Source organism: Gluconobacter sp. P5B12 (assembly GCF_018812035.1).
Taxonomy (GTDB): domain Bacteria; phylum Pseudomonadota; class Alphaproteobacteria; order Acetobacterales; family Acetobacteraceae; genus Gluconobacter.
The window spans coordinates 18,848-42,494 of record NZ_JACRVV010000013.1 but is presented as its reverse complement, the minus strand read 5'-3'; the positions used below and the strand labels follow the sequence as shown (position 1 = coordinate 42,494).

15 protein-coding genes are annotated in these 23,647 nt (G+C 51.3%); 5 read left to right on the top strand and 10 right to left on the bottom strand.

What is annotated here, in order from left to right; all coding sequences use genetic code 11:
- Window positions 1–500 precede the first annotated feature (500 nt).
- On the top strand, window positions 501–1,772 hold the full coding sequence (locus KP702_RS15485) for an MFS transporter (protein ID WP_202207842.1): 1,272 nt from the start codon (window positions 501–503) through the stop codon (window positions 1,770–1,772).
- Between the two features lie 291 nt (window positions 1,773–2,063).
- Here the strand turns inward: KP702_RS15485 and KP702_RS15480 are convergent, their stop codons facing one another.
- Window positions 2,064–3,521: a PepSY-associated TM helix domain-containing protein gene (locus KP702_RS15480; RefSeq protein ID WP_215769336.1), complete on the bottom strand. Its 1,458-nt coding sequence runs from the start codon at window positions 3,519–3,521 to the stop codon at window positions 2,064–2,066.
- A 715-nt stretch (window positions 3,522–4,236) separates the two neighbouring features.
- Between KP702_RS15480 and KP702_RS15475 the strand changes: the two genes are divergently transcribed.
- The gene (locus KP702_RS15475) at window positions 4,237–4,881 is read left to right on the top strand and encodes an SCO family protein (RefSeq protein ID WP_202207840.1); all 645 of its coding nucleotides are present in this window, start codon (window positions 4,237–4,239) and stop codon (window positions 4,879–4,881) included.
- On the opposite strand, the gene KP702_RS15470 is transcribed toward KP702_RS15475, so the two are convergent.
- The 4 genes from KP702_RS15470 to KP702_RS15455 form a co-directional block, all read right to left on the bottom strand.
- Window positions 4,861–6,210, bottom strand: coding sequence for a PepSY domain-containing protein (locus tag KP702_RS15470; RefSeq protein ID WP_215769335.1), 1,350 nt, complete (start codon window positions 6,208–6,210; stop codon window positions 4,861–4,863). The genes KP702_RS15475 and KP702_RS15470 overlap by 21 nt on opposite strands.
- A 5-nt stretch (window positions 6,211–6,215) precedes the next feature.
- Entirely contained in the window at window positions 6,216–8,543 is a 2,328-nt protein-coding gene (locus KP702_RS15465; protein ID WP_202207838.1) for a TonB-dependent receptor domain-containing protein, read from the bottom strand.
- A 70-nt stretch (window positions 8,544–8,613) separates the two neighbouring features.
- A complete protein-coding gene (locus KP702_RS15460; RefSeq protein ID WP_237389988.1) occupies window positions 8,614–8,967 on the bottom strand; it encodes a hypothetical protein in 354 nt (117 codons plus the stop codon).
- Window positions 8,968–9,091: 124 nt separating this feature from the next.
- Window positions 9,092–10,420, bottom strand: a complete 1,329-nt coding sequence (locus KP702_RS15455; protein ID WP_202207836.1) for a lipopolysaccharide biosynthesis protein — start codon at window positions 10,418–10,420, stop codon at window positions 9,092–9,094.
- Window positions 10,421–10,471: 51 nt separating this feature from the next.
- Between KP702_RS15455 and KP702_RS15450 the strand changes: the two genes are divergently transcribed.
- The gene (locus KP702_RS15450; protein ID WP_215769334.1) at window positions 10,472–11,584 is read left to right on the top strand and encodes a CDP-glycerol glycerophosphotransferase family protein; all 1,113 of its coding nucleotides are present in this window, start codon (window positions 10,472–10,474) and stop codon (window positions 11,582–11,584) included.
- A 24-nt stretch (window positions 11,585–11,608) separates the two neighbouring features.
- Here the strand turns inward: KP702_RS15450 and KP702_RS15445 are convergent, their stop codons facing one another.
- Entirely contained in the window at window positions 11,609–12,901 is a 1,293-nt protein-coding gene (locus KP702_RS15445) for an NAD(P)/FAD-dependent oxidoreductase (RefSeq protein ID WP_202207834.1), read from the bottom strand.
- 1,045 nt (window positions 12,902–13,946) lie between these two features.
- Between KP702_RS15445 and KP702_RS15440 the strand changes: the two genes are divergently transcribed.
- Window positions 13,947–16,061 (top strand): beta-N-acetylhexosaminidase, encoded by a 2,115-nt coding sequence (locus KP702_RS15440; protein WP_252348777.1) that lies wholly within the window; start codon window positions 13,947–13,949, stop codon window positions 16,059–16,061.
- A gap of 292 nt (window positions 16,062–16,353) precedes the next feature.
- Here the strand turns inward: KP702_RS15440 and nagB are convergent, their stop codons facing one another.
- The 4 genes from nagB to KP702_RS15420 all read right to left on the bottom strand — a co-directional run bounded on the left by nagB (window position 16,354) and on the right by KP702_RS15420 (window position 22,275).
- A complete protein-coding gene (gene nagB / locus KP702_RS15435; protein ID WP_215769332.1) occupies window positions 16,354–17,145 on the bottom strand; it encodes a glucosamine-6-phosphate deaminase in 792 nt (263 codons plus the stop codon).
- Window positions 17,142–18,386 carry a glucose/galactose MFS transporter gene (gluP, locus tag KP702_RS15430; protein ID WP_215769331.1) on the bottom strand — a complete coding sequence of 415 codons (1,245 nt, stop codon included), beginning with the start codon at window positions 18,384–18,386 and terminating at the stop codon, window positions 17,142–17,144. The genes nagB and gluP overlap by 4 nt, the downstream gene beginning before the upstream one ends.
- A gap of 122 nt (window positions 18,387–18,508) precedes the next feature.
- Window positions 18,509–20,929: a TonB-dependent receptor gene (locus tag KP702_RS15425; RefSeq protein ID WP_202207830.1), complete on the bottom strand. Its 2,421-nt coding sequence runs from the start codon at window positions 20,927–20,929 to the stop codon at window positions 18,509–18,511.
- 206 nt (window positions 20,930–21,135) lie between these two features.
- The gene (locus tag KP702_RS15420) at window positions 21,136–22,275 is read right to left on the bottom strand and encodes an ROK family transcriptional regulator (protein WP_202207829.1); all 1,140 of its coding nucleotides are present in this window, start codon (window positions 22,273–22,275) and stop codon (window positions 21,136–21,138) included.
- A gap of 216 nt (window positions 22,276–22,491) precedes the next feature.
- Between KP702_RS15420 and KP702_RS15415 the strand changes: the two genes are divergently transcribed.
- On the top strand, window positions 22,492–23,400 hold the full coding sequence (locus KP702_RS15415) for an ROK family protein (RefSeq protein ID WP_215769330.1): 909 nt from the start codon (window positions 22,492–22,494) through the stop codon (window positions 23,398–23,400).
- The last annotated feature ends 247 nt before the right edge of the window (window positions 23,401–23,647 follow it).

Genomic DNA, 23,647 nt, shown 5'->3' with positions numbered 1-23,647 from the left:
GTATATATTTATATTATAATATTAAAAATTATTTTCATGCGAGTTTAATCCTGAAACCGACCATCTATTCTGCATCCATTAACATGATTTCCTGCGACCTAACTTATAACCTACTTTTGAAGAAATAGATTGCTCAGGCGGTTCAACCAGCTGTCGAGCACCACCGCCTTTCTGTTCTCCCAGAATGTTTCATGGAGTATCCGAACAAAATTCAGGTCAATAAAACCAGTAATGTTTGTATTAAAATAGCATATTATTTATATAATTATCCTTAGATATACGAATAAATTAAACTCCTCGCACTGTTCTACCCTTGAACTCAGTTCAATCACAAGACAGGCATAAGACTAACAAATCGATCAGAAATGATATTTTACGATTTTAAAATAGTATATTATTTCAGATATAATAGACTTTTTGAAACAAATTATTGTATAATATCCAATCCTTTTGTTCCGGCACCCCGCTGGAACCTTTCCGTGTGTAGGAAACGTTACTTCATGTCGTCCAGTCAGGCACCTGCGCCTCTCAGTTCTTCCCAACTTCGTATTCTAGCTTTGGCTTCACTGGGAGGAGCGCTGGAGTTCTATGATTTTGTTATTTTTGCATTTCTCGCAAAACTGATTGCCGCTCATTTCTTCCCGGACAGCCAAGCTGAATGGCTGCGACAGGCCGAGGCTTTTGGTCTGTTTGGTGCTGGCTATCTGGCTCGCCCAGTAGGTGGCCTCATCATGGCCCATTTTGGAGATATTGCGGGCAGAAAGAAGGTCTTTACGCTTAGTGTACTGCTTATGGCACTCCCAACGCTGTTAATGGGGCTTCTGCCCGGCTATCAGACACTTGGAGTTATCGCTCCACTCATTTTGCTTGTTCTGCGCATCATGCAAGGCGCTGCTATCGGTGGTGAAGCACCTGGAGGATGGGTTTTTGTCTCTGAGCATGCTTCCCGCCACCGTGTTGGCCTTGCAACAGGCCTTCTCACTGGTGGACTTACGGGCGGTATTCTCCTTGGATCCGTTGTTATTCTCTTGCTACACGCCGTATTTCCACCTGATGTGGTGTCCACTTGGGGCTGGCGCATTCCCTTCGTTCTAGGTGGTATTTTCGGTTTTGGGGCAATGTTTCTTCGACGATGGCTGGAAGAAACCCCGGTATTCCGGGAAATGCATGCGACCGCTAAAACGGCTGAAGCCATGCCGGTAAAACTTCTGCTACGTGACCATCGCCGCGCTATTTTATGCTCAATGATGACAACGTGGACGCTGACAGCAGCCATCGTGGTGCTTGTTCTCATGATGCCGCCTCTGATGCAGACCCTTCATCATGTGTCACCTTCTCAAACCATGCTGGCAAGCCTTGCTGCCACACTCTGCCTGACAATTTCTGTAGTTCTGGTCAGTGCGCTGACAGACATCGTGCCCCTCAAACTACTTAGTCTCATTTGCGGTCTGATGCTGGCTTTGGGAGGCTTCGGGCTCTACGCGTTCTTTCCGCTGCTCTCCGGAGCCCTTGCTCCCTGGGCGGCATTTAGCGGCCTGTGCTGTGGATTTGTAGGCCTCGTTCCGGTCGGAATGCTTCGCGCATTCCCCGCTCAGGTCCGCTTTTCTGGGCTCTCACTGTCCTATAATATTTCATACGCGATCTTTGGAGGCCTTACCCCCGCTATTATTTCTGCCTTGACACCACATACACCGCTCGCCCCGGCCATCTATGTTGCATTTACTGCACTGATCGGCGGTATTGGTCTCTGGTATTCACCCCAAAAGGGATAATAAGGAAAAATGTCTGTTATCGTTTCAACTCCTGGTATCGGGCCAGTATTGCCCAAACCAGAGCAACGATAACAGATGCCATTGAAAAGGCTGCCACCCAAAGGAAGATAGCGGTGATCGGTTCAAGCCAAAAGGCGATAACAAGGCCCAGAAGCGGAAACACGACCCGTCCGATCCTTACTGGTCTAGGTAAGATATCCTCAGGCAAGCGCGCAAATCGTAGCATTTTAGGTTCGCATGCTGCCTGTAAGCCAAGCCCCAGCAGCCAGAACACCATGCAAAGAGCAAGACTCACAAACGACGCACCATCTCAAGAGTGACCAACCCCAAAAAGAGGGCGCACAGATCCGTAGCCGCAAAAACTGTTGGCGCATGAAAAATGGACGCGCCCGGACGTGTAAAAAAGTCCAACGGTGTCAGGCAAATACTGAGGAAGGCCAGTGCACTTAATTGCATCCTCCACCCTCGTCGTGAGTGATGGAGTAGGGACCAGATCAGACCAGTCACAGTGCATAGGGCCCAAATGGTAAAGAAACAGTGGACCTCTGCCAGATGACGTTCAGGCAAAGATACCGGCAAAAGCCTGTTGGCCCAGAAAAAGGCAAGTGTTGCCAGAATAAATCCGGGAATAAAGCCAATCGTAAGCCCTTCGGCGACCCGGAAAATGACACGAAGGCCGGACATCTTCCGGCGCTTCATTAGAAAAATAATTGACCCACTTGCGAACATCACGGCGCCCATGATGCCGGATAGGAAATACAGCCACCGTAATCCCGGCCCCGTCCAACGGGCATAGTGAATGCCTTCCATGAGTTGCTGCGTTTTGGTGACTGGCGTTGAAAGCAGAACATGACGTAAAAAATGTCCATCAAACGGGCTAAAATCTACATGTTCTCCCTTCAGTCGGGGGACAGACATGTCCAATCGACTGAAGAGAAGGCTTTGGGGCAGGAATAGAATAAAACTCGTTTGGTCTTTACCGAGTGTCTTTTCAGCTTCCTGGAGAAGAGGAGGGAGAGAAGGACTGCCCGGAAACTCTCGTTTTTTCTTCGGTGGCACCAACACGGTTGAATGCGGTGAAACAATATTATGAATAGAATTGATGTACGATACAGGCGGAAAGAGCGTTCGTGCGCGAATGAACGTGCCCGTATAGGCCATCATGATAACGAACGGGATGAAAGGGACGCTAGCGAGGACATGTGCGTCCAACCATGCACGCAGTCTTGATGCGAAAGGCCTTACCAGAAGCAGATCCGAAACCAGTCCTCGCAAATGAATGATAATTCCTGACCCAACTGTTACAAGAAGGGCCAGACCCGCCGCAGCAATAAGTGTTGCTCCGTAGATGCCAGTCCTCAGCGTATAATGCAGATCATAGAAAAATTTCCCGCCAGCAGTATCGCGGGCCTGAAGCCGCTCTCCAGTCTGCGGATTATAGGGGACCGTCAGGAATTCATATCCATCATGGTGCTGCACTCGCAAGAAGGGATCCCGCTGTGACGGGAGCGTGATGAACGGCTTTTCTCCTTGCAGAAGCAACTCATGGACAACTGGAAGGGTGTGATCCAGTGATTGAGGGGAAAAAGCTGGTGCTTCTGGAGGTATTTCGGGCTGGAGCCAGCGCGTCAGCTCAGTATCAAAGACTGCAAGACTTCCCGTGACGAATACGCAAAAAAGAAGCAACCCGGTGATGAAGCCAACCCAGGCATGAAGCCAGCCCATGCGCGTACGAAGATTATCCTGCATCAAGAGTAAAACAGCAACGCAAGTGCGGCACAGATGCAGGCCGCGCCTGCGATAATCCCTCCAGACAAGGGTTTTTGTGTGCCAAAAGAGATGAGAAGAAGCACAGGAAACAGAGCGACTGCAATCATCTGGCCAAACACGAGTGAGTCATGTGGGGTACTCAGGCCCCATTGTGGAGATCCGACAGTTACGAGGTGTGCGAAAGTCCATGCAAGAACAAGGGCTAACAGGCCTCTCCACATCCACCATGATACAGGAGAGGATTTTCGTAAGCGTGAATGAGGTTTCTGCACTGTCATCGGGTGTAGTGTGTTCGCGACACTATGAGGTCTCTTGGTCTGTTAGTCGAGCAAATGCTCTCGGTATTCGGGAATTCTCTATAGCCGATTAGGAGACATTTGTTGACGTAACAAAGTATAAATCTTGTTTCTCCGACCTGAGTGCGAAATTCCTGTCTTTCTGAATGATGCATTCACGATTAATGAATGAGAGAGGCGTAGGAATCACGTCGACCTAGCAAAATTTCATGGCGGACTTATTCTTCTGTTCTAATGCGTATCGAGCCCATGACAATGAGCTCGAGGAGACTGTCAGCGAATATACCCGACTGCTTATAACGAATTTTCCTGTTGATGCAGATGGTGAGCACAGGCCAAGTCAGCTTTAGTAAAAAACATCTGATGCAAACCAATCATGTGTTTGCTATGAACATGCCATGAAACGGCGCTCTATCCGCAAAAAAACTCCTGCCAGAAAAGCCTCTGCGTCTCCGCGGCAGGATAGAAAAGCGCTCGTCCTGATTGTTAGTATTACATTTGCGCTGCTGATCGGCGCTGCCGGGTTTCGGACCTTCCTGACGTCACATCATCATGCAGCCATTGGCGGCCCTTATGCATTAACCGACGGGCAGGGGCACCCTGTCAGCCAGTCCGACTTTCAGGGACGCTATACGCTGATTTATTTTGGCTACACTCACTGCGTAGACGTCTGCCCCCTAACGCTTGAAACAGTTTCGTCAGCTCTAGATGAGCTCAAGACCAAAGGTAACTCTGTCACACCTATTTTCATCTCCGTTGATCCGATACGCGATACCCCTCAGGTTGTGAAGGAATATGTGGAGAATTTTTCGCCCAAAATCATCGGGCTAACAGGCACGTCTGAGCAGCTTCAGCCCGTTATGGAAGCCTTCCATGTTAAGATGCAGCATCATTCTGGTATGGGGTCCGACGATCTGATTGATCACAGTTCTCTGCTGTACCTGATGGACGGTGAGAACCAATTAGTCGGAATGATACCCGTTGATTCCAGTGCGCATCAGATAGCGACAGATTTAAAGCGTTTATTGCTGACCCATTCCTGACTCCCGATAACGCCAGAGCCTCCCCGCTACAGCCAAACAGATCATGGATATTCCCAGTTCTGGCAACAGAATAGCCAGAACACAAAGGACGCCTACCATAGCAAAGCCCATTCGTGATGATGGTAAGGAGGGCGGTACTCCGAATTCTCCCTCCGGCCTGCGTTTGAGCCAGAGAACTGTTGCTGCACAACTCATCAGCAGAAGCCCGAGGGCAACCAGAAGATTGAGCAGCTGATTTGCCCATCCAAACAGGTGTCCCTCATGCGCTGCAACACCATATCCTATGATCCGGTCAATTGCTGCCTTTTGGGAAAAATGCTCTCTCGCGATGATATGCCCATCTCCCGTGACCTTCACACTCTCCCTGAGAGGCCGGTTCTGGGCATCGGATCTGATGGTCCAAACACCATCAGGCCCATTTGGGGGCGTGATAAGAACAGGAGCAGCAAGTGATAGCGTTTCTGCTGTCCGGGCCACATTGTTCAGGCCGTTCAAGTTCACCTGCGACGGCATATCCTCGGACATATCCATGCCAGGCATGTCTTCATGGTGTGACACCATCGGGTGGCCAGCTATTGTCTCCTGAACGGGTACCGCACCAATTTCCCAGTCTTTCACTGATGTGATGCGGCCTACAGTCTTCTCGGCAGAAAGAAGGGCGTGCCCCCAGACATATGACCAAGGGAGGCCAGACACGAGAAACAGTGTCAGAACGATAGAAACCCAAACACCCGTAACGGCATGGAGATCTCTCCATCGTGCCCGTCCAGTCTGGTTAAGGCGCGGGTACAGCACACCAGCCAGCCCCCGTTGGTTTCGCGGCCACCATAGACAGAGACCCGAGAGGATAAGGACGATTGTCCATGACGCGACCATCTCCATGATGATCGAGCCCAGATTGCCCAGTAGAAGCTGGCCATGCAGCTTAAAAACCAGTCGTTCAAAGCGATGCTCTTCAATCACGGTCTTCAGAACGATATGGCGGTTTCGATCCACATAAACTCGTACTGCCTCACCATCCTCGCGATTAACGAGAATACGTGCAGCGCTGCGTGGGGAGGTCGGAACTTCGTACGCAAGAAAGCTGCCATCAGGCACTGCTTTCAGAGCAGCATTGACGTCCTCCTGCGGCAACGAGACGATTACCGCGGGAAGGTGATCGTATTTCCAATCGATCCACCCATCGATCTGTGGCTTGAACAGGTAAACGCTGCCCGTGAGAGACAAGAGGGCAACAAAGGGGAGGCAAAAGAGCCCCGAAAAGAAATGCCATCGCCAAACTGTAAGGCGATCGGGGGCCCAGGACGCCAAATCATCTTTCATACTCATGCGCATCACAATTTTATCCGTACGCCGCCGAAATATGCCCGGGGAGAGCCGGCATAAATCGATCCAGTGCTATTCATCAGCGTTGCTGCCGTTGCTTCTTGCCCGTTTGCTTGCAACTGATCGCTGATATTTGTCGCGCCAGAGACATAAGTCTGGTTGGTGACGTTTTGCACCTCGAAATACCAGTGCAGACGGTGAGCCCAACCCATCCGAGCTGGGGGATCGTAGTGCATTTCCAGATTCAGAAGGGTATATCCGGGCGCTTTCAGGCGGTTCGCATTATCCAGCCAGTAGGCATCTCGCCAGGTCACTTCTGCATATCCACCAACTCCCTCTAAGAAGCCAGAAGGCTGATCGTAAAGAAAACGGGCATTCAGGAAGTTGGGAATAACGCCGGGGATGTATTTCCCATTCCGGCTGAAACGCTTTGATGCGGTACTATTGGAAAGAACTTCCGTGTAGTTTGTGTAGAGTTGATTATCGTAGGTGTAGCTGAGCGAAATCCGTCCACCGGGAAGGGCATGGGCAAGCGGCTTCCAGTCAGCTCCCAAGACAATGCCACGATGCTGTGAGGCAGGGGCGTTGAATGTATAGGCCCCCACGGCGTTCACACCGGCGGACTGGTTAACGAGTTCATTGCTGTAAAACTCGTAAAATCCTGTGAGCTGAATATGTGTGGTCTCTGTTGGATGCCAGTCTGCTCCGAGGTCAACTCCAAGGCTCGTTTGGCTCTTTAGCTGTGTATTGTTCCCGTATTGCCCTTGGGGCGTGATGAAGAAATTCGAAGACGACGGCGTGCCATAAGCTGTTCCAACCCGTGTGTGGAACGTCCAGTGTTCGCTCGGATCATAAATCAGAGCACCTTCAGGCGCGAGATTGAAGTAGAAGCGGTTTGCCGTGACGTACTGGCTATGCACCCCGGAGGCTGAATATCCATATAGCGTCTCAGTGGCGCCAATATCGGAATACGTACCTCCTAGTCCGACAACAACATGCCAATCGGGTGCAAAGTGCCAGTCTTCCTGAAAGCGCGCGCCAAGGTTCCACTGATGTCCGTAGGAAGCAGAACTCATGGCGCCTCGGGTGGCACCGCCTGCCGGCATGATGTTGTACGTCTGATACCCATAGTCGAGGTAATCAAAACTCAGCCCGCCGAATGTATCGAGAGACGTTGTTCCGATCCGAGCATGGTTTGTCACGTCGCTGCTGACGTTATAGGAGTTGTAGGGGCCTACGAAAGACGTTGGTGAGGTGGGTTGGTCTACGTGGCGTTGATCGTATGTGAACTGGTTACGCCAGGTCGTCTGCTCGTTAAAATCATGCTCCCACCGTAGTCCTGTAACGGTACGACGATCAAAACGACCTAGACCAGCAGCCTCGGGACTCATGGCGACTTTGGTGCCGTACCGGCCATTAGCCAGCAGATTGACGGAAGCGCACCCAGCACGGGAAGTGGACGTGTTATAACATCCATTCTGATAAGGATTTGCGTGATACTGGTTCAAAGACAGGCGAACAGGTAAGGACGCGTCCGTCACATTGTTGACGAACTTCAGGATGAGACGGTCTGAAGACGTCAGATTGACGCGAAGCCGGACGTTTTCTGTTGAAGTATTATAACGACTATTGGCGATAAACCCATTTCCACGGACGTCGCTCGCGAACACCATAAGATCGTAACGCTGGTTACCAAGTCCGAGCGTTGCGTAGTTGTTGAACATACCGAAGCTGCCGAAATCCGATCCTAATTCCAGCCCGTGAATATCAGCCCCCTTGCGGGTTCGGAAATTGATTGCGCCATTGATCGCATAATTGCCGTAAACGGTAGATGCTGGTCCTTCGAAGACATCCACCCCCTGGTAAGCATGAGGGTCGATCAGATCGGCTCTTGCCGTTCCGTCGGGCTGCGTCATGGGGAAACCGTCTTCCAACACCTGCAAGTTCTTAAGCCCGTAAGACTGCCGATCCCCCGATCCGCGGACAGACACGACGGTATCGCGCGGACCATTGCCCTGAGTGAAACTGACCCCGGGGAGAGTGACAATCATGTCGGCGACGCTTTGGCCAATCTGATTCCCAAAACTACTTCGGTCTGAGCTGTAAGTCGTTTGCCCGGCCGGGCGGATAGGCGCGGGAGCATGCTTGGCGGCCGTGACGGTAATGACTTCCCTTTTAGGCTGCTTGGGGACAGCCGGAGCTTTACGTCGGCTAGCCTTGAGAGGCGTGCCTATCTCCTGGCGAGATGTTGCCAATGAGGCGGAAGAGAAGAAAAGGACGGCACAGGTCGTCACGCCCGCAAGCAGACGGGAAGATCGATACATAGAATGAAGCATTGGTCTGAACCTGGATAGACAGCACGAAAACCCGCGTGCGCTTGCAGGCGGGTGGCTTTTGCAGTTCAGATCAGGCGGGAGGGCCTTGGGGGCACTGAGAGGGGCGTTCGGGAGTGGGTGGCCCGCGGATTGGGGCAAACATCCAGACGCGATGAACAAACGCAATACTCAGCGCTATCAGTGCGCAGAAAGCGATTGTTAGCTGGAAAAGATCCAAAGCATCAGAGAGCAGGAAGGCATCATCCTGCTGATCGTTCTGATGGTGGTGTTTGTCTGGAGCAGAATAAGCCTCCTGTGGATCACAGAAGACGCTTAGTTTCGTCAATTCTTTCAGTGAATCGTCAAACACAGACGAAGCCGTCACGACGCCACCAAAAGTCAGGCGTGCCAGCAGGGCAAGCAGCACTAGGGGCCAAAAGCCCAATAGATATGCTGAGTTCCTGATCCGGCGATCCATACCGGATGTGCTACTCCACCTTTGGGGTTCTGACCAGATGGCGCCGTGATATTTGGTGAGCGAGGCAGAGGGCGAGGTGGTGACATTGCGTTCAAATGCTGTCTGGAAGCGCAGTAGACTGTCGCGGCGCCTTTGCCAGGGCTTTTCTGGTCGTCAGAACAGAGAGCACAAGCCCCAGAATAGATGACGCCACCATGCCTGAAGCAGCGCCCATAGTGCCAAAGTAGGGCAGCAGCACCGCAAGTGTCACAAATAGGACGCTCGTCCTGGCGATGCGAACCTGAAGGGCTCGGCCTGCATGACCCGTTGCAATAAGAGCGGGTTCGAAGCTGACCCCAATAAGGTCCAGAGAGGCGGCAATACCGAGGGTCACTAGCAAAGGAAATGCTGCTAAATAAGCATGTCCCGCCACTAACTGAAGGACAGGGCGACCTCCAGCCACAAGAGCTACGGCAATGACTAGTGTAACGATGATTGCAAGGCCAGTCGACCGGCGAAGCAATACCCTGATGTTGCGGGATTCCTGACTGGCATGAGCTCGAGCGAGCTCTGGCAATACAGCTCGAGAAAACATTTCTGATATACGGACGAGCGCCTGACTAAGCTGATAGGCCAAGCGATAATGGCCTGCGTCAGTTGCACCTGTAAAAATACCGACAAGCAGTAATACGATGTTATTGCAGCCCGTCCCGATAATTGAATTCAGATTTGTAAGCCATGTGAAACGCCATATTCCCGGGTTCTCGTGCGGAGCCCGCCATCCTTGCCTTAGCTCACTAACGCGAAGAGAGCGAGGCATGGTACGCAGGACGCACACCCAGTAGGCCAAGGCCGTAATAATGTCGGCAATGGCCCAGGCGACAAGAAAACCTGTAACTGTTGGGTGCCACAGGGTCGCGGCAATTGCCCCAATAAATCGCACGATTGGCGTTACAGCATCAGCCATTGCGCCTATACCGAAACGATCATGCAGCCGAAGTAACCCCACAGCCGTAGACCGGACAGACAATAGGATTACAAAACAGAAGGCCAACGCAGCGTGGGAAAGAGCGTGCGACCATCCGAGCAATGGACCAAGAAGAGTGACTCCGCCCCACGAAATCAGACACCCGGCTATGCCTCCAGACACGTCAAGAGCGATACAGAACCCCGTAAGACGTGACAGTGCGGCTTCGTCCCGTGCTGTCACGTGACGTACGCCATACCGAATAATGATTTGCCACGTCTGAAAACTGACGAACGCAGCAATAGCCTGAGCGGTACTGAAAACGAGCGTGAACTGGCCAAACCCTTCGCTTTTCAGCGTGCGAACGGCCAATCCCAGATAAATCAGACTCAGGACAGCCCCCACACCTTTGCCTGCCAGAAGCCATGCAAGATTTGATAACGTACGTTTCAGTAATCCGTTTTCTCGAGACATGGTATTCAATGACGCTTGCTTACCAAATGAGAGAAAACTATATATTCAGGCATGAAGAACGTTGCATTTCTGTACATTGCTGAATCTTATCAGTGTTATCACGCTGCGGCAATTGCGCTGGAATTAGCTCAGTCTGACAAAATCAATATTACAAACTTTTACAACGACCCGGAAACGCCTTACCACCTGGAGAGAGTTCGTTACGCTGCGGGGGCTCCTGAAATGAAGTATCAGCCACTCCGTCGATCGTTCCCTACCGCTGCCATGCAGTCCATCCGTATCCTGGGAATGTTCAAGGATATGGTCCTTCGCGATAATGCTGCAGAACTAGATCGATACGATGCGATTGTAACAGTTGAGGATACGGTTGCGTCCGCAAGGCGTTTCGGCATTTCGTCACCCCGCCTGATTTATATCCCACATGGATGCGGTGATCGAGCACGAGGCTTCACTAGTGAAGTCAAAGCGTTCGACCATGTTCTACTGTCGGGTCAAAAATCGGCTCAGAGAATGTTGGATAACGCTCTGATCAAGCCTGAAAATCATTCAGTGATTGGGTCAGTCAAGCTCGAAACCTGCAAACTTTTTCCAGACGCAACACAGTTCTTTTCTACTCAACGCCCCACAGTGCTTTACAATGCTCATAAGGCGAGGGGCCTCTCATCCTGGAAGCAGTTTATCGAGCCTATGCTCGAGCAGTTTTCCGCGCAGTCCGATTTTAACTTAATAGTAGCGCCACATACAAAAATGTTTGGACGGCGACGACAATCAATTCGGGACAGTTGGAACGGTAGGAGCAGTTCTCAAATTCTGATCGATACTGGATCTGAGCGTTGTGTTGATATGACTTATACCTCTTCGGCTGATATTTACGTTGGAGATGTCAGTAGTCAGGTCTATGAATTCCTGGAAACGCCTAGGCCCTGCGTCTTTCTGAACGCTCATCAGATTGATTGGCGAAATAACCCTGATTTTGCGCACTGGCACTTCGGAGACGTCGTCGAGAACCCCCGCGATCTACTTGATACTATCCGTAAGGCCCCGGCACGCCACGCGCTATATCGCGACCGGCAGAAAGAAATGGCGGACAGGTCGTTGGGTGATCGCTCTCCCGGAGCGGCACGTCGCGGAGCAAACGTTATTCAGAGTCTTTTGAACACCTAATAACGATTTGGGGCTAGGCGGTGTTTAATCCAGCCTCACCGAAGGGCGTACAAAACCTTCCACCCAATCAGAGTAACAAGAAATCAAACCGCGATAGAGGCCAAAGATTTCCATCTGGTGCTTTCTGTAAAGCATCAGATGCCCGAGTCTGGCGGACAAGCCATGCGACAGACCTCCTCCCCAAACGGTGCCGCCGGGAAGGGCTGCCCAGCCATTGTATTTTCCCAACGCGACGATCGCGCCCTTATTATGGAAAATACACGCTGGTACCTTCTGACCTTTTTCGATCCAGGCGGGAAGGTAACGCGCAAGATGCCGAGCCTGCTGCCTGGCGACCTGCGCAGTTGCGGGGAGGGGATCATTCTCAATGAAAGAACAGTCTCCCATGGCGAAGATCCTGTCATCTGCGATCGAAGACAGATTTGGATTGACCAAAATCTGTCCGGTTTTGTTCAAAGCAAGACCACCATAGGTTGTTGTGACTTCGGGTGCCTTGACACCGGCAGCCCAGACCCGAAGCTTTGCCGATACCTGTGTCCCATCCTTCAGAATAAACCCTGTTGAATTTGCTCCCGCAACGCGAGCTGACGTCCGCACCGTTACCCCAATTCGTTCCAACTCCTGCTGGGCCGCCGCGGAGACTGATTCAGGAAAGGCTGGGAGAATACGTGGCCCAGACTGAAGAAGGGTGACCCTGAGCTTCGGTGGGGGCTTACCAAAGGCGTGAAGGTTATATGGCCCGACGATCTCCAATGCCTTGTGTAATTCTGCAGCTAATTGGGTGCCTGTTGCTCCGCCGCCAACAATTGCAATGTCAAGCTCTGAATTATTCGCGAATGATCGTAGAAGCTCCATCCGAAATTTTTCATTGAAAGCGTTTGCTTCGACCAGATTATCAATGGAGAGACAGTGTTCTTTAACGCCTGGCGTCCCGAAATCATTGGCGCAACTGCCAATAGCGATGACTATGGTGTCATATTTAATGGTTCGGCTTTCCAGAACCACCGTACCATCTGAAGCATGAAGAGGACTGAGGACAACCTCATGTTTCTCTCGATCAAGTGACACAACTTCTCCCGGCCAAAACTCGAAATGATGACCGCTTGCCTGAGTGATAAAATTGATGCGGTCGTTTTCATTTCCCACCGTGCCTGACGCAAAACAGTGGAGCATTGGCTTCCAGACATGTGAGAAGCTTTTGTCGATCAGAGTGATGCGGGCTTTCCCAGGCTTGCCCATCGTTTTTCCAAGTCGCGTCGCGAGTGCAAGACCTGCAACGCCACCACCAACAATAAGAATTTCAGATTTAGACGCCATCGAATTTCTCGCCCCTTCATTAGGAGTCAGGCACTAGGAAGTGATACAGATCGTTTCCGACGGAGTTGGTAACCGAATGATCTGGTCACGAATGTTGTGGTGGACATTAAGGTTTTTTGAAATGTGAGAAAGTAATATTCTAGTGATTTCATAAGATTTTCACGAATAATATTACATATATGTTATAGTTTATTTGAATATATTGAAAATAAAACCTTATATTAATTGTAAAATGTCCGTTACAATCATGTATATTGTATAATTATGAGCGAAAATATCTATATTTATTTTAGATATTTTGAGGAAAGGGCACTGTAATAACGACAGAAGACGCAAGGTTTGTCGATTTTTGACTGTGTAAACTAGAGCATTTTTAATCTCGAAAGGGAGATATGACACGTGCATGATTTTTCAATTCAAAATCATGCATCTTCGTTTTAGCGCAGACCTGGATCTCCTTAGGATCGCCTCTCGGACAGCCCCCACGCTTTGCAAATGCCAGGTGGGAAGTGACCAGAGACGATCGTGATTCTGCTTCTAGAGCATTCAGTGACGCAAACGGTTTGAGGTGTCTGACAAGAGAGACGACCTTCCGCCATGAAAAGTGGCCGCTTTAGAGCTCCATTTTCCGTGATCAATTAAGTTTTTCAACTAAACAATCCAGCGAGGGTTAATACCGCCTGAAAATCTATTGACAGCAATTTAATTCCCACTCCGTAATAAGAGACCAGAAAGTCCCTTAGGCAGGAGCAAAGAAACATGACGTCAGATGCGTGACTTTGCGCCGGATTAGGATCAAGCGGTCGCGTTCCTAGAGCTATGGGTCGACCGGCCGCGGGAACGCAGTTTCTACCTCTCCTAGCCATCGCGTCGTGGCCTTTCGTCATCAATCGCTTTGCCAATCCACCAAAAATTTTCTCTCCACTTTGCAGGAAGACAGTTTGTGAAAAAAGGCCTTCACCGCGTTTTGGCGCTCTCTGGGATTTTACTCAGTAGTGTCTGTGCCTTCCCCTTTTCTCAAGCGCACGCGCAATCTCAGGACGTATTGTCTTCCGGACCGGTTCTGCTGCCAGCTCCCACTCATATTTCCTTGAGTGGTCAATCCATCCGCCTTGAGGGAATCAAGATCGTTTGGGACGGAAAGGCTACACCTCTCGAGAAAAAAGCGGCGACACGTTTTCTGGGTCGCCTGGAACAATTGCATGGTGCCGCAACGGATACGGGCCCCAAGACGGTTTTGCATATCCGAACAGGGCAAGACCCTTCATATCTGACGGTAAATGAACGAGAGGGATATCGTCTGTCCGTAAAGGGTCAGAATATTCAACTTGAGGCTGATGGGCCGGCAGGCGTGATCCACGGCTTCGCAACCATTCTGCAGCTTGTACATACCGGACCATCAGGTCGACAGATTACGGAAGCCGACATACAGGATGCCCCAAGGTTCTCGTGGCGTGGTCTCATGATTGATGTGTCGCGACATTTCATGTCGGTTGAAACCATGGAGCGCCAGCTCGATGCGATGGAGCTTACCAAGCTAAATGTCTTGCACTGGCATCTGAGTGATGGAACAGGTTTTCGCATTGAAAGTCTGCGCTATCCGAAACTTCAGCAAGCGGGAGCGCATCATCAATATTATACGCAGTCCCAAGTCCGAAGCATTGTTCAATATGCTGCCGATCGCGGGATCCGGGTTGTTCCGGAAATAGACATCCCGGGACACACACTATCCCTCCTGCAGGCCTACCCCGAACTGGCAGCACAACAGCCCGTATTGGTGACGGACGCTGCAGGTAGAGCCTGTACGACGAGTTCAGCGGATGGTCAGACGACTACACATTGTAACCGCAGACCCAACCTGAACAACGCCGCGCTGAATCCGGTCAGCCCTCAGGTCATTGATTTTGCAGCAAAACTTTATGCCGAAATTGGAAAGCTTTTCCCGGATCGCTATATTCATTCAGGTGGGGATGAAGTTCAGGATCAGCAGTGGCTGGATAACCCAGCAATCGTCTCTTACATGAAAGCTAACGGATACAAGGACGTCCCGGCCCTTCAGGCAGCATTTACAGCCAAAATTGAAAAGGCTCTGGCTGCTCAGGGCAAGATCATGATGGGCTGGGATGAGGTTAGTGAAGCTCCAATTCCTAAAGATGTTGTGGTCGAAGTCTGGCGAAACGCAAAATGGACCGGATCGGCCACAAAGGCTGGTCATCCGGTCGTCGTATCTGCGGGATACTATCTGGATCTATTGTACTCTTCCGCAAATCATTACGCTGTAGATCCTGATGCAACCCGTCCTGCCAATCTAAGCGCCGCGGACACTGAACGTTTACGTCATCAAACACTGGGTCGCCTTGAAAGCGCTTTCGCTCCAGACCCGGATATGGCGCCTTTGGATGAGGCCCAACGCAAACTGGTCCTTGGCGGAGAGGCCCCCTTATGGGCAGAAATTGTCTCTGACGAAATGTTGGATGCGAGGCTTTGGCCGCGTTCGGCAGCAATTGCCGAGCGCTTCTGGTCTCCGGCTACGGTTCAGGATGTTGATGATCTGTATCGCAGACTACCTGTCATCATGAATGAACTGGAAGAAACGGGCTTACTCGCCCGGGAGCACACGGATCGCATGATCGCTGAGCTCACGCCCAGCAATATCACACCGTTGACCATACTAACGTCTGTTACGGTCCCGGTGCAGAATTATGCCATGAACCATCTTGCTGCTCCTGCAGGAGACGCGATGCTAAAGAGCCCAGCCGCCATTGCGTCTCCGGATAGCTTCAGTGCAATCGAATTCAATGCACTCGCGAAGCGCTATGCGGCAGGGGATCGCAGTGTCGTTGAACAGCTTCGCAAATCATTGAACATCTGGGCAGCCAATGATGCAGCTTATGTTCAGGTTGCGACGTCGCCTCAACTCCAACTGGCAGAGCCTGTTTCCCAACAGTTATCTCAATTGGCGGTTCTTGGTCTGGAAGCGCTCGAACCCGGCGGTCATAATCGCGCCTGGCGCAAAAAGGCACATCAGCTTTTGGCTGCACAGGATCTTACCTTGATTGATCCCACCAGTTTCGCCGGTAAGGACCGCGTGATCCCACCGAGTGGGCTGCTGATTGCTATTGTTCCAGGCATTCACACACTGGTTCAAAGCACCCGATAACAGCCCTTCTACCCGGCGCAGCAGGAACATGTCCTGCAAAACGCCGGGTAGAACCGTATGCATTATGGCTCTTGTCGATTACCCAAAAAACCAGCCGGCTTCATAACTTAGCAGTCTACGACTGGACTGTGCGGGTGCTACAGGCGGGCCCGAAGCTGCGTTGCTCCAAATGGAATGCCCTAAACCTATTTTCTTACTATCTTTCGGCATGACGAGAGACCGGCTCGAAACTTCGAAGGAAGACAACGTGCAAGGGTAGGCTCCTAAAAGCCTACCCGGTTCGTCATTATCATCAGTCCATCAGAGCAATCAGCTCAGGATCGTGCTTTAACTGCCAATCTATTGCCGTGCGACCCATAAGAGCGGATGCCGCTTCTTCATCCAAAACCACCAGGCAGGACGGATGATACTGCAATGCGGAGCCGGGCACAGCGGCGGTAACAGGCCCTTCAATTGTTTGTGCAGCAATGTGTGCTTTCGCTTGGCCGGTTACCACCAGCAAGGCCATGCTCGATTCAAGGATGGTTGCCGTTCCCATGGTAATGGCGCGGGAAGGGACGTTGTCTGGATTGCCATCGAACATCTCTGCATTCTGCTCAAGAGTGGTTTGAGCAAGGGTGACGGCGCGTGTTCGGCAATTCAACGAAGAAAGAGGCTCATTAAAGCCAATATGTCCATTTTGGCCAAGGCCAAGGAGTTGAAGATCAATGCCTCCAGCCTGAGCGATAGCGGCTTCGTAATTTTTGGATTCTAAATTGACATCGTCGGCTGCACCATTTGGAACGTGAGTACGTTCCGGAGAAATATTAACCTTCGAGAACAAATGTTCCTGCATATAATATCGATAGGATTGCTCGTCAGCGCCATCAAGGCCGATGTATTCATCCAAATTGAACGTTGTTACAGAAGAAAAATCCAAACCATGTTCACAATGTTCTGCCACAAGAAGTTTATAGATTGCTTCCATCGTCCGGCCGGTTGCGAGCCCAAGGACGGATGACGGTTTCCTAAGTATCTGGCGCTTCAGGATATTGGCAGCAACGGTTCGAGCGGATGCCGCATCTGGGCAGATCAAAATTTTCATGCCTCGGAGGCTCCTGCAGGCGTTTTCGTGAGGTTAAGGTGAGTCGTTTTCATAAAAATAGCAGTCATCCAAAGCCCTATGAAGAGGTAGGACGGAATTACAAGCCCCATGAAAGCGAATGTCGTGCCAAGCCATGGGGTCAGATGAACAAAAATCTGGGGTAACACCGCGCCGCCAGAAAAAGCCATCACCAGAAAAGCCGTTGCTTTAGCCCCATCAGTCCCGGCCTCCGCCAAGACAATGGGGAAGAGAGCCGGCAGGATCATGGCATTAGTAAACCCAAGCAACGCGACGCAGAGGACTGGGATCACTCCTTGTGTGGTCAATGACAGCAGACAGACGAAAACACCCAGAATGCAAGACAGGATCATATAGCGTTCCTGGCTGATAAACCGAGGAACCACAACCATTCCGACAAGGTACCCCGCCATCATGGAGGCGAGTGTCATGGCTGTCAGATACTTGGTTACGTCCAGCGACAGACCGTAAGAGCGACCGAAGAGTCCAATAGCGTCGCCCGCCAGAACTTCAATTCCCACGTACAGGAACATTGCCAGCACACCCGAGGCCAATTTTAAAGGATTTCCCTGGCGTACCGGATCTTGCGTCGTCACTCCTTGTTCTATCGTGATTTCCGGGAGAGAAGATCGCGCAACAAGTATGGCCAACAATACAAGTAAACCGGCCATAACTCGGTATGGGGTATGTACGGCAGTAGTAAATTTTATAAGAATAGCGTCACGTTCTGGTCCGACAGGTGCATTATGGATGCTCGCTGCCACTTCGCCGACATGTGGCATGACAATAATGGCGAACAAAGAAGGAGCCACAATACCCGCAAACTTGTTCGCAACCCCCATGATGGCAATACGCTGAGCTGCACGATCATGATCACCAAGGAAGCTCACGTAAGGATTAATTGTGATCTGAAGCAACGAAAGGCCTGCCCCAATCACCGTCAGTCCACTAAGCGCGCCCGCATACCATCTTGCGTTGACACACTCCCCGAACAGGCCCGTGCCGACGGCCATAATGGCCAGCGATACAACGAGGCCATGTCTCAAGCCAATCCGCTTGGATAGCAAGGTCGCGGGAAGGGGAAAGACAAAATATGCAAGATAAAAACACACGGGAACAAGAAAGGACGCCACGTCACTAAGGTTGAAAGCAACCTGCACAAAAGTGATAAGGGGCCCATTCAGCCAGGTGACAAACCCTATGCTGAAAAAAAGGGCGGCCATGATAAGAACAGGCCGCCATCCATAAGCCCCCGCGGGGCTCGATATGGGAAACTTGAACAAAAGATTGCCCTCTCAATAGGCTGCTGACCAATATTGATGTGATCAGCAGCCTGTCGTGGGAATTAGAAGCCTGTGGAAAGCGAGACCATCGCCGCGAACACGCCACCGACATAATAAACTGGTGCGCTGGCATTTGCGGTCGCACCCGTGGAGGTCAGGTGGGCCTTGGCGTTGGAGGTGTAGCTCGAACCGGATAGATAATGGTTGTCGCCAAGATTAGTGAGGTTCAACTGAATCTGTGGGTGCTTGATACGTCCATACGAGTTCATACGGTAACCAAGTGCGATGTTTGACGTAATGTACGACGGCATCTTCTGGTCGTTCATGAACGTCGTGTACTGGGAGTCCACATATCGCAGATCAAAGTTGCCGAAGAAGTGTCCGTCATCATAGTTCAGGCCGACTGCAGCGGTGAACTTCGGGGCACCAACTGCAATCTTGCCGGCCGTCGGCAGGAGACCGCTGCCTGTGTTGAAGTCATTATCAAACGTGGAGTGCAGGAACTGACCAGACACATAGGGGCTGAAATGGTGCCAGCGCGCCAGTCCAAATTCGGCCTGAACACCACGAGACGTCTGGCCACCAATATTGATCGGAGACGCAACCATCATGTTCGTACCGGGGATGTAGCCCGTTGATGTAACCTGATGGTTCGTGATGTTGATGTTAAACAATGACATCGCAAAGTTGTAGAGTTTGTCCTGGTGACGATAGCCAATTTCTTCGCTGATCGAGTATTCAGGTTTCAGGCTCTGCGGCTGCATCACAGCATGAGCGGAATTCGGATCGAAAATCTGGGAATAGGCTTCAACAGACTCTGGTGCGCGGAAAGACGTGGTGCCGTTGATATAGATCTGATCCTGCTTGGTAATCTGATAGCTGGCAGAGAACTGCGGCAGCGGCTCGAAATAATTGCCCTGCATCTTGTAGGGATCAGCACCTGGAATCAGGTTGGTACCCTGACGTGACACCATGGCAACCCGGAATCCTGCGCTAAGCGTGAGCTTATCGTTCAGGAGCTTCTGGGTGTCAGCAATAAACAGCGTGTTGACCTGCTGCATGAAATTCAGGTCGTAACCGGACAAGATCTTGCCGTTCAGTCGGATTACGCCACCTGAGAGTCCCACACCGTTTGCGTTGACAGGCGTGAAATCTGAAAGCTCTTCATGTGTTGTATACGCGTACCACCAACCAAACGAGAACGTGTTGCTTCTGCTGATGTTCCAGTCTGCAGAAGTATTGAGGCCGCCAGTTTTCTGGTTCCAGGGATCACGGCTGGACGTCAGGATGTTACCATTAACAACCGTTCCACGGTCAAGATTGCCGTATTGTTGTGTTCCGTAATATCCGCCACTCGCAGGAATGTTCTCGCCACCAAGAGAGGGACCGAACTGGTGCACATAGTATGGTGTTACCTGGAGATGCAGGTGATCTGAGAGTGTGAAGTGCATCGGCACGACGACGAGCTGCTGATTCAGGTTCTGCTGGTTCAGCTTGTAATAAGAGGCATTGCCCGGAGAGAACGTCGGGGAGTAGGCAAAGCCAACGCCGTATTGCTTCCACTGCGCCATCGTTGGCGAGCGCCATGATGTTGCCTGCTGACGGTTATAGGAGAACATTGCAGAGATACTGTTCCCGTCGCCCCATTCTTTTACGAATTTTGAATCGACGTGATAACGGAACAGGCCACCTGGTCCACGAGCACCATTGTTATAGCTGGTGTGAGAGAAAGACACGAACCCACGAATACCTGAGTTGCCAATATTGCCCGTTTCGAGGCGGAGAAATTCTTTGTTAAAGCTGTAAGACCCGCCAGCAACATCGATAAAGCCACCAGCTTTTTTCGATGGATTGAGAGCAGACGCTGTGATCTGCCCACCGACAGCATTGTAGAATGGTGCATTCAGATCAGGCGATCCCTGAGAAACCGTAACAGCCCCAAGGTTCTCTGTATCAACCAGCGTGCTGGTATAAGGCGCATAGTTGATCGGATCGGCGAGGGGAGCGCCTTCGAACAGGTAGCCGATCTGCGTCTGGTTCAGGCCCCGCATCTGAATATGATCGCCAGTAATACCGTAAGGGTCTTGGCTCGAAACGGTAACGCCAGGAAGGTCCGCAACCAGTGACGTAATATTGGAAGAGGGTGACTGCTTGGCGATAAAGTCACGAGTGATTCCACTCTGGGATCGTGGAGCCGTCTGATGCGGCATGAGACCGCCGCCAGGGGTGCGGTTCGTAACGCCCGTTGCTGACAGAGAATGGGTTGTAACCGAAATCTCTTCCACCGACGGGGTAAATTGCCCCAGAACGGAGGGGCCTGGGCTTGAAGAGTTGGAATGTCGCGACGTGGCAGAAGCCTTGGTGGTTGAGGAGCCCTTGGATGAGGCGGGGGCAGCTTTGTTATCCTGTGCATTTGCACTTACGCTCACGAGGCTGGCCATCGTGACACAGGAAACCAAAAGCTGACGGAATGTTATGCGCATTGTGACAACTCCACTCTACGGCCCGTCTCAGCGCCGCTCTTTCGTTTCTTTGTGGCAATCATCATGCAGAGCCGTGTTTTAGTACGCAATAGGTCTCAAAGAAGCGAAACTTAATTCACAATGCGAACAAAACAATTTTCGATCTGAATTCGAAACTGTTGCTAAAAAAGCACGAATTTTGATGGTTTCTTTTGTCCAGGGTCGTTTCAGACATCATCCTGACCAAAAATGAAATATCGCGCGGCAAGACTGGCCGCGCCCCTTGCAAAACTATCCGGCTCAAAATCACGGAAATGAATCATGGTCCGTGCGCCGACGCGATTCAGAATGTGGGATTCGGCTTCGTGAAGAAGTGCATGGCCGTAAACCCCGTTTCTCAGTGCTGCGTCGAGCATGACGACAACGTGGCTTGGATCCAGCATTTGGATGAGTTGCGCCGTTGCGATACCCATAGCCGATCCTGCGCGATGCAGAATTGTCAATGCTTCAGGGTTTCCGCTAGTTGCCAAGGTTGTTAGCTCCTGAGCGCCGGTTGGAAGTCCTAGTCTTCGCGCTGAGTTGGAAATAGCCAGCAGTGAAGCAACGGTCTCCAAGCACCCCTTGTTACCGCAGCGGCAGGGAAGGGCATCGGAATTTTCCAGCGTCACAGGGGCGTGCGAGATTTCTCCGGCCCCTCCAGAGTTCCCCCATAACAGCTTCCCGTTGACGATATGCGCGCATCCGATGCCATGGCTGACAAAAACCATGCTGAAATCGGGGCTGCCTCTGAGCGGACCAAAGAGTTCTTCGCCCAAGATCAGGGCCTTGGCATCATTTTCCACCCAGGTCGGAAGACCCGTCTTCTCTGCCATGGCGGTGCCGATGTTTATATCCCTCCAGCCTAAAGCAGTGCAGGCAACACACGTATGTCTGTCCCTTGAGACAAAGCCAGGGAGCGCAATCCCAATTCCGGAGAGCTTGTCGCCTATTTCTCCCATAGTCTGGCGTAGGTGTTCTGTGGCTTCGGCGAGGGTGCTAATGCACTCTTCTGGGTTTGCAAGGCGAGGCAATTCCACGCGCGCATGAACCGTACCGTGCAGGTCCGTCAAAACGAGAACCATCGGATCGTCCTGCATGGAGATGCCGATAAACCATGCTGCATCAGCTCTAACAGCCAATGAAACCGATGGTCGCCCCACACCAAAAACAAGCTCTCGCTCGGACAGGATGTCCTTGTCGAGAAGGTCACGGACCAGACCCGAAATCGTGGCTTTGCTCAATCCGAGAAACTGAGCCAACTCAGTTCGGCTTTTCGACCCTTCACGACTGAGGGTACTGAGGATCTGGTAGTGGCCAGTTGAGAGCATTGGTTTTCCTGTTCGTCCCATCAGGAACGCGTGGGGTAGGATAGTTTTTTGTCTAAATTATAAACCAAGGAATTACACCAATATATTTACAAAGACCTTTCCAATCTCTAACCCGATAACGGGCGTAGTGAATCTGCGTCATTAAACCGACCTGTCTGTGAGACTTTGGCTGCATGTTTTCAGGTTTGGTCGCCTTAATTTCAAACGGACGCATATATGATTCTCTGTGCAGATATAGGTGGCTCATTCATTGATTTCGCCGTCGTGAAGCCAGGGGGGAAGCTGGAACACCGGGTAGCTGTACCAACCCCCGTTGATGATCTGGAAACATTTGTCGCGGCTCTTGTCACGCTTTGCCTTCCGTGGCCGGGAATTCCACTCCACATAGCGATTGCAGGGGTCGAAAACCCTGAAACCGGTATTGTGCATGCTGCCAACATTCCGTGCCTTAGACAGGCTCCACTAAGAGAACTCGTAAAGAAAAAAGCCAATCGGACCGTTTTGATCGCCAATGATGCAGATTGCTTTGCGTTAGCTGAAGCCCGATTTGGTGTTGCTCAGGGCCACAACAATGTATTTGGCATCATTCTAGGGACAGGCATTGGCGGTGGCCATGTCCTGAATGGTGAGATCGTGAACGGCCTCGGTGGAATTACAGGAGAATGGGGCCACTCTCCTGTTGTTTTAGCTCCACCATTCATGAAGTGTGAACCCGATCATTCAGATGTTGTTCCGCTGTTTAAATGCGGTTGCGGCCAGTCAGGCTGTCTGGACACGATAGCGGGTGCAAGAGCACTTGAACGGCTGCATCTTTGGGCCGGAGGAGAATCCATTGATAGCCGCAGCATCCTGGCCGCGTGGGAAAGAGGAGAAAAACAGGCAGAACGGACGCTCTCAGTCTACCTCTCTTACGTTTCTGCTTCTCTGGCACATGTTATCAACATCACGGGCGGCACGATCCTTCCAGTCGGAGGTGGGTTAGGGAATTCCCGTAGTCTCATCATTGCGCTTGATCGTGCCGTGAGGGACAAAATCCTTTACCCCACCACCAAGCCACTTTTGGTACAGGCCACATTGGGAACCGAGGCAGGCCTGCTGGGTGCAGCGTGTCTCATTAGCAAGTAGGCAAAATTGCCAACCCGAATGAGATTAGCGCTGTGAAAAGTGATAACACTCTGCGAGAGGCGTCCTGACGCTTGATAAAGCGGCGCATAGTCCAAAATGTTACCATTCGTGAAAATTGCCCGACTCAACATGCGAGCCAAGAGTTTCTGGCATCTCTATAGGACACAGTAAGCCTCCTACCGTGCAGCAGAACGGGCTTGCGCCTCTTTTGGCAAACGATTGCACGCCATCCGTTTCTTCTTCATAA